General features: G+C 37.0%; 12 protein-coding genes and 1 pseudogene. 2 read left to right on the top strand and 11 right to left on the bottom strand.

Annotation, left to right across the window (positions count from 1 at the left end; all coding sequences use genetic code 11):
- Positions 1–293 precede the first annotated feature (293 nt).
- On the top strand, positions 294–473 hold the full coding sequence (locus tag ACN4EE_RS20480; RefSeq protein ID WP_431708352.1) for a hypothetical protein: 180 nt from the start codon (positions 294–296) through the stop codon (positions 471–473).
- Between the two features lie 14 nt (positions 474–487).
- Here the strand turns inward: ACN4EE_RS20480 and ACN4EE_RS20475 are convergent, their stop codons facing one another.
- The 11 genes and pseudogenes from ACN4EE_RS20475 to ACN4EE_RS20425 form a co-directional block, all read right to left on the bottom strand.
- Positions 488–664, bottom strand: coding sequence for a DUF6887 family protein (locus ACN4EE_RS20475; protein ID WP_431708355.1), 177 nt, complete (start codon positions 662–664; stop codon positions 488–490).
- 137 nt (positions 665–801) lie between these two features.
- Positions 802–1,098 carry a hypothetical protein gene (locus ACN4EE_RS20470; RefSeq protein ID WP_431708351.1) on the bottom strand — a complete coding sequence of 99 codons (297 nt, stop codon included), beginning with the start codon at positions 1,096–1,098 and terminating at the stop codon, positions 802–804.
- A 40-nt stretch (positions 1,099–1,138) separates the two neighbouring features.
- Positions 1,139–1,378, bottom strand: a complete 240-nt coding sequence (locus tag ACN4EE_RS20465; protein ID WP_431708354.1) for an acyltransferase — start codon at positions 1,376–1,378, stop codon at positions 1,139–1,141.
- Positions 1,379–1,441: 63 nt separating this feature from the next.
- Positions 1,442–1,738, bottom strand: coding sequence for a HigA family addiction module antitoxin (locus ACN4EE_RS20460; RefSeq protein WP_431708350.1), 297 nt, complete (start codon positions 1,736–1,738; stop codon positions 1,442–1,444).
- 9 nt (positions 1,739–1,747) lie between these two features.
- Positions 1,748–2,033: pseudogene (locus tag ACN4EE_RS20455) on the bottom strand (type II toxin-antitoxin system RelE/ParE family toxin).
- Positions 2,034–2,074: 41 nt separating this feature from the next.
- On the bottom strand, positions 2,075–2,392 hold the full coding sequence (locus tag ACN4EE_RS20450) for a type II toxin-antitoxin system PemK/MazF family toxin (RefSeq protein ID WP_431708349.1): 318 nt from the start codon (positions 2,390–2,392) through the stop codon (positions 2,075–2,077).
- Positions 2,393–2,671, bottom strand: coding sequence for an AbrB/MazE/SpoVT family DNA-binding domain-containing protein (locus tag ACN4EE_RS20445; RefSeq protein ID WP_431708348.1), 279 nt, complete (start codon positions 2,669–2,671; stop codon positions 2,393–2,395).
- A gap of 212 nt (positions 2,672–2,883) precedes the next feature.
- Positions 2,884–4,677, bottom strand: coding sequence for a group II intron reverse transcriptase/maturase (gene ltrA / locus ACN4EE_RS20440; protein WP_431708347.1), 1,794 nt, complete (start codon positions 4,675–4,677; stop codon positions 2,884–2,886).
- Positions 4,678–5,215: 538 nt separating this feature from the next.
- Positions 5,216–7,009, bottom strand: coding sequence for a group II intron reverse transcriptase/maturase (ltrA, locus tag ACN4EE_RS20435; protein ID WP_431708346.1), 1,794 nt, complete (start codon positions 7,007–7,009; stop codon positions 5,216–5,218).
- Between the two features lie 775 nt (positions 7,010–7,784).
- The gene (gene rpmB, locus ACN4EE_RS20430; protein WP_431708353.1) at positions 7,785–8,027 is read right to left on the bottom strand and encodes a 50S ribosomal protein L28; all 243 of its coding nucleotides are present in this window, start codon (positions 8,025–8,027) and stop codon (positions 7,785–7,787) included.
- 183 nt (positions 8,028–8,210) lie between these two features.
- Positions 8,211–8,468: a hypothetical protein gene (locus tag ACN4EE_RS20425; protein ID WP_431708345.1), complete on the bottom strand. Its 258-nt coding sequence runs from the start codon at positions 8,466–8,468 to the stop codon at positions 8,211–8,213.
- A 198-nt stretch (positions 8,469–8,666) separates the two neighbouring features.
- Here ACN4EE_RS20425 and ACN4EE_RS20420 point away from each other — a divergent pair, with 198 nt between their 5' ends.
- Positions 8,667–9,650 carry an ISAs1 family transposase gene (locus tag ACN4EE_RS20420; RefSeq protein ID WP_431708344.1) on the top strand — a complete coding sequence of 328 codons (984 nt, stop codon included), beginning with the start codon at positions 8,667–8,669 and terminating at the stop codon, positions 9,648–9,650.
- Positions 9,651–9,725 lie beyond the last annotated feature (75 nt).

Raw genomic sequence — 9,725 nt, 5'->3', positions numbered from 1 at the left:
AAAGAACAGCGATCGTGTGATCGTTAAAAGTGGTGATCGCCTTTTTGGGAATGGGGAGGTTCGATCGAGTTTATGAGGAGGTTCGATCGAGTTTATGAGGAGGTTCGATCGGGTTTATGGGGAGGTTTGATCGAGCTTTAGGTAATAGGGAGGGTGCGATCGTGTTTTGGGAAATGAGGGGGTGCGATCGAGCTTTGGAAATGGGGAGGTGCGATCGAGTTTTAGGGAAATGAGGGGGTTCGATCGAGTTTTAGGGAAATGAGGGGGTTCGATCGAGCTTTGGAAATGGGGAGGTGCGATCGAGTTTTAGGGAATGGGAAGGTTCGATCGGGTTTGGTAATGAGGAGGTTCGATCGAGTTTTAGGGAATGGGAAGGTTCGATCGGGTTTGGTAATGAGGAGGTTCGATCGAGTTTTAGGGAATGGGAAGGTTCGATCGGGTTTGGTAATGAGGAGGTTCGATCGTCAGGCTGAATGATATTGTGATTTTAGTCGCTATTCTGTTTTTTGCTACTAGCTTGTCGGAAAATAAGTTCTTGTTCTTCTAACGATGTTTCAGGCGTTACGATGATTGCATGGGGGCGAGGGCGACTAACAAACTCTTTCCATGCAGTTTCATCTTTTCTATTTTTCAAAACATATTTCCTTAATTCATTTAAGGGCATTTCTTTAAAGTTCAACAATTTCGTACCTCCATGTACCATCACTAAAAATTGTTATTTCAATACTTTCAAAGGGATTTTTTAAGTTACTCTAGATCGGTGAAGGGGCGATCGAGCTTTTGGTTAAGTTTTGTGACGATTTAAGGAAGCCAGTTTTCATCGAGGATTTGTTCAAGAGGTGCGATCGGTTTTTCGGGGAAGGTATTAAAGCCATCATGGGAACGTTTTTGATAATTTTTGATTGGCTCAAAATCACTTCCAGCAATTATCATTCCCGTTTTACTGGTTTTGGTTTCTGAATTTAAGTCTTGAAAAGCCTTTCTATTATAAGTGTATGGGCTACAAGCTAAGGCAAAATCAGAATGATCAATTAATTGTTTTGTAATAACATGGGGAGGTTGATCTCCTGCAACGTGAAACCATGTTAGTAATCGCATGGGGGGTAAGTCTGATCTCAATAAGTCGTAAAGATGAGGATTATTCCACCAGTAAACATGAACTATATCTGCTTTTTCTATATTTCTCTTTTAAGGAATAATTAAAATTACCTTCATTTTCACCCCTATATCTGATATGTCGGGCAGGATTTCCTACAACCACACTGTTAGGTAAAACATCTTTTGTTACTACCGCCCCTGCTCCAATAACTGCTCTTTCATGAATCGTAACACCATCTAAGATCGTTACATGAGTTCCAATCCAACAATTATCTTTAATTTCAATTCCTTTACAATTTACCCCTTGGGCATTAATGGGTATATCCAGTCGATCAATAGAAAATTACTGAGAGCAAGTGACTTCTTGATTGATAAGTTGTCCAAAGGTATCTTTTGCTACATCTAAATCATAGTCCATTTGTAACCCTAGCCAAAACTGAGGAGAAACATCAAAATAACGAGCTAAACGTAAAGCTATATCCGCCGAAATCCCTTTTTTTTCCTCAATAATATCCTCGATCAGCTTTATAGATATTTTCAGGTCTTGAGCTATTTTATCAGTAGATATATTCATCGGTTTCAGAAATTCCTCTAACAAAACTTCGCCGGGGTGAATAGGATTTAATTTATCTTCAAGCATGGAAAAACCTCAATGATAATCAACTATTTCTACATTTACAACACTCCCTGCGTCCCATTCAAAACAAATTCGCCACTGAGAGTTAATTCGATCGAATACTATACTGTCCCATTCTATCTCCTTTTAAACGTTCTAGACGATTAGCGGGAGGAATTAAAAGATCTTGTAAAGTATTTGCTCTATTTAGCATCCGAAGTTTACGCAAGGCTACTTGTTGAATCTCTGAAGGCAATTTTTTCGATTTTTGTCGATGGAAAATTTTTTCAGTTTCTTTATCTTTAAAGTTAATAATCACAATGGACTTTTATCTAATTTTGAATTGGAGAAAAAAATTTATTATGGGGCAAACATTTCTCCTAGCTTAAATAAGACTTGATCTTGAGTAAAACTATCGAGAATACCCAGTTTTTTGACTAAACGAATTTTATCAACAGTTCTAATTTGATCTAAAACAATTAATCCTTGTTTCCCTTGAAAATTACACTCAATCCGAGTGGGGTAAATTTTACCTTGACTTGTTAGAGGTGCAATAATAACAGTTTTGATATAATCATTCATTTCATCTGGGGAAATAATCACACAAGGACGAGTTTTTTTTATTTCACTACCAAGAGTAGGATCAAGATTGACTAGATAAATATCAAATCGTTTCATCTACCACTCCCATTCTTGATTATCCCAATTAGATAATGTTTCAATATCATCATCTAATAGTTGATCATCATTTTGAGATGCCATTTCTTGAAATGATTTTGCCCAATTTAATCTTATGTTGTTTTTTTCAGAGGCACAAATTGTTATTTTCCCGTTTTCAATGGATAAATCAATTTGCTCTTTAATATTGGCAATTTCTAGTAAGGTTTTTGGCAGTCTAACCCCTTGGGAATTGCCAATTTTCACTAAACGAGTATGAATGGTATTTTCTGTCATCATTAAAATCGTTTTTAATTATCGTAATTATATAGTAATTACTATATTCGTTAATGTCAACAAGTAATTTTTGTTCTCTTTGGGTAATTGCAATCATTAATTCTCAGGCTTAATTCCCCCCATAAATAGGATTCGCTGAAAATAAAGAAGCATTTAAAACGGTAATTCCTACTAATGTTTTATCCGCATAATGATAGATAAACTAAGCTCAGACGTCACCATCTGAACTCGTCTTCAGAACTGTGCATGAGAGTTTCCACCTCACACAGCTCCTCTCCGATAAACCCCTTGTCATGGGTACGATTCAAACTACCATCTTTAGCAGTCTTATCATCGTGGCAATGCCTATGAAGTACTTGTAGGTTGTTGTACATATCCTTTCCGCCTTTTGACTTTGGTATGATATGATCGATTTCTAATAAGTCATCACTTTTGAAATTGAGTCCACAGTGATTACACTTCCCTTTCTGTCTCTTAAGCAAAGTAGCCATTCTAGTTGAGATTTCAGGATGTTTTCCTATACGGGTTGTCCAATAAATCCAGTCCCCGTCAAATGGTGTTTTTTCTCCTTTGACTTTGGTGTGTCTTTTGATTTCCGTTTCGCTATGGTTTAGGAGTCTTATTCCATCTTCATCTCTGGTCGAGAACACCCATCGTCTTATTCCGTAAGTGTGCCAGTATTTACGGGCTACCCACGATTTGGATTTATTAGGATGTCTTCTTTCCGCCCATCTTTTGAGTTGTTGATATAATAGGTAGTCACATTTCGAGTAAGTCTCTTTACTACACACTGAGCTGTAATAATTCGCCCATCCCCGAATAATGGGATTGAGTTCTTTGATTAAAGCTACTTGTGGTGATGATTTATGTTTCCTGATTATTTCCCCAACCTTTTTAATATGGGCTTTGATTTTTTCCTTTGATGGTTTTATAATGGTTTTGTACCCAAGTGGCACACCTTTTGTATTTGAACCTGTGTGTGTTTTTCCTACTTCATATTGACGGATGTTAAATCCTAAGAAGTCAAATCCCGTGTTTCCTTCATACTCATTAAGAGTGTGAGAGATACGGGTTTTACTTGGTTTTAATTCAAGTCCTAAATCTTTCAACCAGTTTTCTATTATTTCCTTGCATTGAATGATTCTCTCGATGTCTTTGTGTAAGATAACAAAATCATCTGCATATCGGATTATACTGAGTGAATCTTCATTATGTTTCTTTCTACCTTTCCATGATCTGGCGAACTTTTTAAGTTCTAATTCCATTCCGTGTAAGGCTATATTTGCCAGTAAGGGAGATATGACTCCTCCTTGTGGTGTTCCTTTTTCGGTGGGAAATAATTGTTCGCCGTCCATGTATCCACTTTTTAACCATGATTTAACTTCACGTCTTAATTGTGGGTAGGTTTCAAGTTTTACAAGTAATTTATTGTGGTCTATTCTGTCAAAGCACTTAGCAATGTCAGCGTCTAACACATATTTCGGCTGATACCTTATAGCGTTGAATATGGCTTCTATTGCGTCTTGACATGACCTCGCTGGTCGAAATCCATAACTATTTGGTTCAAATTTACCCTCCCATTGGGGTTCTAACGCTAATTTAACTAGACATTGTTTTATTCTATCTTCCATACAAGGTATCCCCAGTGGTCTAATTTCTCCGTTAGGTTTAGGTATGTTCACCCTTCTTGTAGGTTTACATTTACCTCTAAGTTTTAATTGACCAGTTAAATCAAGACGTTGCTTCGGGGTTAGAGATTTAACTCCATCCACACCTGCTGTTTTCTTACCTTGATTTTCCTGAGTTACCTTTCTAATTGCTAGAAGTTTGCCGTAATAGGATTTTACGAGTAATCTTTGTAAGCTGTGAACCAACTTGACATCTCCACGCTGACTCGCTCTGTAAATTCGCTTCTGTAATCGAAATATCTGTTTTTCCACAATCTTCCAGTTAATAGATGACCATGTGTTCCAGTTATTTGCTTTATCAATCGATTTTTTCGTTGTCATAATTTTATTACTTTATTGACTTTACATTGTTTATCAAAGTGTGTACGTCAGCATATCTCTTACATTACATAAAAGCGTTGGCTTCTTACACAATCCCACCTCCCATAACCTTACGCTGGTTACTACTCAAAGTATTCGACCTCTTTGAGAGATTATGAGAGGTTATCTCGTTCCCTATATCCTTCCGTCAATCATTTTGATTGCGGTATTACTCAACCTTAGACTTCTTCTGTCCACCGACTCTATGTATTTGTCTCTAGTTCAGAATAATCAATCTGCTAGTACATTAGGGTTTTACTTTTTAGTCTAGCCTGTCAGCCTTATTTGGCTAGTTAAATTTCACGATGGTTCTGACAAAGATTCCTTGTGGTAGTCATAGTTGATTTGCTCGATGTAACACCACTTTAGGCTAGTAGTGAGAACACCTTTTAACCCTGCTTTACCGTATGGTTTACCAAAGCCAAGTCAGTAAGGGTTATGCTGTCACGCTGACAATAGCGGGTAAGATTTTCACTTACAGTTAAACTAAGCTCAGATGTCACCATCTGAACTCGTCTTCAGAACTGTGCATGAGAGTTTCCACCTCACACAGCTCCTCTCTGATAAACCCCTTGTCATGGGTACGATTCAGACTGCCGTCTTTGGCAGTCTTATCATCGTGGCAATGTCTGTGAAGTACTTGTAGATTGTTATACACATCCTTTCCACCTTTTGATTTAGGGATGATATGGTCGATTTCTAACAAGTCATCACTTTTGAAATTGAGTCCACAGTGATTACACTTCCCTTTCTGTTTCTTGAGCAAAGTAGCCATTCTGGTTGAAACTTCAGGGTGTTTTCCTATACGGGTTGTCCAATAAATCCAGTCCCCATCAAATGGTGATTTCTCTCCTTTGACTTTGGTGTGTCTTTTGATTTCCGTTTCGCTATGGTTTAGGAGTCTTATTCCATCTTCATCTCTAGTAGAAAACACCCATGTTCTTAATCCGTGAGTATGCCAGTATTTACGAGCTACCCACGATTTGGATTTATTATGATGTCTTCTTTCTGTCCATCTTTTGAGTTGTTGATAAATTATGTGGTCACATCTTGAGTAAGTTTCCTTACTGCATACCGAGCTATAATAATTCGCCCAACCTCTAATTATAGGGTTGAGTTCCTTAATTAATGCTATTTGTGGACTGGCTTTATGCTTCCTAATTATGTCTCCAATCTTTTTGATGTGACAGTTTATTTTATCCTTTGATGGTTTTATGATGGTCTTGAATCCAAGTGGTTTACCTATTGTGTTGTTCCCCGTGTGTGTTTGTCCAACTTCGTATTGTCGAATGTGAAATCCTAAGAAGTCGAAGCCTATATTTCCTTCATACTCATGGAGAGTGTGGGAGATACGGGTTTTACTTGGTTTTAACTCAAGTCCTAAATTTTTCAGCCAGTTTTCGATAATTCCTTTGCATTGAATGATTCTTTCTATATCCTTATGTAGGATAACAAAGTCATCTGCATATCTTATGATATTCAATGATTTTTCATTGTTAACTTTTCTTCCTTCCCATGTTTGTGCAAACTTTTTAAGTTCTAATTCCATACCGTGTAAGGCTATATTTGCTAGTAGTGGTGAGATTACCCCTCCTTGCGGTGTACCTTCTTTGGTTGAGTATAGTTGTTTGTTATCCATGAATCCACTTTTGAGCCATGATTTTATTTCACGTCTTAATTGTGGGTAGGTTTCAAGTTTCGCAAGTAATTTTTCGTGGTCTATTTTGTCGAAGCATTTTGCAATATCCGCATCTAACACATATTTGGGTTGAGACCTGACAGAATTAAATATTGCTTGTATTGCATCGTGTGCCGACCTAGCTGGTCGAAATCCATAGCTGTTCGGTTCAAATTTTGCTTCCCATTGGGGTTCTAAGGCTAATTTAACCAGACATTGTTTGATTCTGTCTTCTATGCACGGTATCCCAAGCGGTCTTGTTTCCCCATTAGGTTTAGGTATGTTGACTCTACGAGTCGGTTTACATTTACCTCTTAATTTTATTTGACCAGTTATATCAAGACGTTGCTTTGGGGTTAGAGATTTAACTCCATCCACACCTGCTGTTTTCTTGCCCTGATTATCTTGGGTTACTTTTCTAATTGCTAACAGTTTTCCGTAATAGGATTTTACCAGTAATCTTTGCAGACTATGAACCAACTTGACATCTCCACGCTGACTCGCTCTGTAAATTCGCTTTTGTAATCGAAATATCTGTTTTTCTACAATCCTCCAATTAATAGAAGACCATGTGTTCCAGTTATTTGCTTTATCAATCGATTTTTTCGTTGTCATAATTTTATTACTCTATTGACTTTACATTGTTTATCAAAGTGACTACGTCAGCATATCTTTCACATTACATGAGAGCATTGGCTTCTTAGTCAATCCCACCCCTCATAACCTTACGCTGGTAACTACTCAAAGTATTCGACCTCTTTGAGAGATTATGTGGGGTTACTCCGTTCCTTACATCCTTTTATTCGACTTTAGACTTCCTCTTATCACCGACTCTGTGTCTTTGACTCCAGTTAAACTATCCTAATTTTCTGGTACATTAGAGTGTTACCTTTTGGTCTGGCTTATCAGCCTTATTTAGCCAGTTAACTCTCACGATGATTCAGTCGAGGATTCCTTGCGTAGTCATTGTCGCTCTGCTCGGCGAGATTCCCCTTTTAGGCTAGGAGTTATCGCCTTTTAGCCCAGCTTCAGTGTATGAGTTACCACCTCAAGTCACTGTGGGCTATGCTGTCACACGGTCAAATCATGGGTAAGACTTTCACTTACAAGGGTGTAAAGTTGTAAGGTTTTACAAGTTAACCTTACCTAACTTACGTTTTGGTTGTTGCTAACCTCTACTTTTGTTAGAACGGGTCGCACAGGATATAGAGTTGTCAAGGTACTTTTAATGTAAACCTTGCCTAGCTTACGTTTTGGTTTTATCCTAGACTTTGGCTAGAACGAATCGCACTGTCGTGTTTACGGCGTGGGGCTTCTCGCCGAAGAAGCTAAAAGTATAATGATAAAGTGGGCAATGCCCACATAATTGGAATTGCCACAATTTGCACAATTAACACTTGTATTGGTTTAAATCAATTCCAGCCTCTTTTGCCATAGCGCTTAAACCTCTACTATCTAAAGTTTTGAGTGCCTTTGTAGAAATACGAAGTTTAACGAAAGAATTACCCTCAGCCCACCAAATTTTTTTATCTTGTAAATTAGCGTGTTGTAATCTTTTAGTTCTACGATGAGAGTGAGAAACTGCAAAAGCATTATTAGCTTTTTTCCCTGTGAGTTGACATACTCGCATAATAATTATCCCCTGATTTATGAATAAAAATTTAATTTATTGTGCAAACTTCCATTCTACTCTCATTTTGTGGTTATGGCAATCTATCAACAAATAATGAGGAAGATGAGGGGAGGGGCAAGATGAGGACTTTTTTAGACATAATTTATCATACTCAAAGTAAGAAAGCCGAAAATTTTTTAATTCTTAATTCTCTTGTATTCTTTCAAACTGGGGAGTTTTTTCGGTTAATCCGAATTTACCCATTACCTTAATTAAAGCAAAAGAAACGATCGAACCGATAACTAAACCAACAGTGATAAGGATAATAAATAATTTCTGAAACTCTCGTCTTTTTTGAGGAGATAATGTCGCTAACTCCTCTCGATCGAACTCTTTACCATTGCCGTTATTATTATAGTTATCATCCTGATTAGGATTAGGATCGAAAAAAGAGTTATTCATTATCTATAAGTTACCAAAATTTAATTATTATATCTTTTGCAAAATATAAGTTGACACAAAATCGGACCATTATCATTTTATGTGGAACTCAATTTTTTAGCAATTATTCTCTTATGGTAAGACAGGGCAAACGCATACTAAAAATTTGTGAGATACTGAAAAAGTTAAGTTAGTTTTCGTGTTTGACTAAAAACCCTGATGAGTACTGTCGTAAATTCATTATCAGATTTGTGGAAACATTTTGACTCCATTGACGATCCTCGTGTTGATTATTTAATTGAACATCAACTTCGAGATATTATTATTCTCACAATCCTCGCCGTTATTTGTGGAGCTGATACTTGGGTAGAAATTGAAGAATATGGACTTTGTAAACAATCTTGGTTAGCCACATTCTTACCATTACCTAATGGTATTCCCTCCCATGATACGATTGCGCGTGTTTTTGCTCGTTTATGTCCTCAGCAATTACAAGAATGTTTTTTGAGTTGGATTGAAGCCATCGCTCAAATCACCCATGGAGAAGTCGTTGCTATTGATGGCAAAACATTACGTCATTCTTATGATGGAGCTAAAAATCAAAAAGCAATACATATGGTTAGTGCTTGGGCTACTCAAAATAATTTAGTTCTTGCACAAGTCAAAGTGGATGAGAAATCCAATGAAATCACCGCTATTCCTAAACTATTGGAGGTATTGGATTTAAAAGGGTGTATTGTGACGATTGATGCCATGGGAACACAAAAGAAAATTGCGCAAACCATCATCGAAAAAGAAGCCGATTATATTTTAAGTTTAAAGGGAAACCAAGGAAATATTTGTGAAGATGTGGAACAATTATTTAACTGGGCTTTGAAAACCAATTTTGAAAATATCGACTATGAATCTTGGAAAACCATTGAAAAAGGACATGGAAGAATTGAAATTCGTCGTTATTGGTTAATGAGTGGAGTGGAACATCTGATTGATAATGAAAAGTGGACTGGACTTAAAACCATTGGGTTAGTGGAATCAGAAAGAAAGATTAAGGGGAGAGAAACAACCATAGAAAGAAGATATTATCTGACCAGTCTTGATCTTAATCAAGGAGTGAAAAAATTTGCTCAAGGAGTCAGAAGTCATTGGGGGATTGAGAATCAATTACATTGGTGTTTGGAAAGCGGCTTCAAAACCTTCTCTTAAGGTAATAATAAAAGTCGGTAAAGCGTTACTTATATCAATCATAATAATTAACAATTTAAAATATTTCTCCTCGTC

Source organism: Geminocystis sp. CENA526, from assembly GCF_050753365.1.
In the GTDB taxonomy this organism is placed as follows: Bacteria; Cyanobacteriota; Cyanobacteriia; order Cyanobacteriales; family Cyanobacteriaceae; genus Geminocystis.
Note: the sequence above shows the minus strand (reverse complement) of the source record. Positions and strands in the feature narration are given on the sequence as shown.

Coding starts and splice junctions, on each gene's coding strand:
- ACN4EE_RS20475 (WP_431708355.1), bottom strand. CDS start 664: ATGCCCTTAAATGAATTAAGGAAATATGTTTTGAAAAATAGAAAAGAT.
- ACN4EE_RS20470 (WP_431708351.1), bottom strand. CDS start 1,098: ATGCGATTACTAACATGGTTTCACGTTGCAGGAGATCAACCTCCCCAT.
- ACN4EE_RS20460 (WP_431708350.1), bottom strand. CDS start 1,738: ATGCTTGAAGATAAATTAAATCCTATTCACCCCGGCGAAGTTTTGTTA.
- ACN4EE_RS20450 (WP_431708349.1), bottom strand. CDS start 2,392: ATGAAACGATTTGATATTTATCTAGTCAATCTTGATCCTACTCTTGGT.
- ACN4EE_RS20445 (WP_431708348.1), bottom strand. CDS start 2,671: ATGATGACAGAAAATACCATTCATACTCGTTTAGTGAAAATTGGCAAT.
- ltrA (WP_431708347.1), bottom strand. CDS start 4,677: ATGACAACGAAAAAATCGATTGATAAAGCAAATAACTGGAACACATGG.
- ltrA (WP_431708346.1), bottom strand. CDS start 7,009: ATGACAACGAAAAAATCGATTGATAAAGCAAATAACTGGAACACATGG.
- ACN4EE_RS20425 (WP_431708345.1), bottom strand. CDS start 8,468: ATGAATAACTCTTTTTTCGATCCTAATCCTAATCAGGATGATAACTAT.
- ACN4EE_RS20420 (WP_431708344.1), top strand. CDS start 8,667: ATGAGTACTGTCGTAAATTCATTATCAGATTTGTGGAAACATTTTGAC.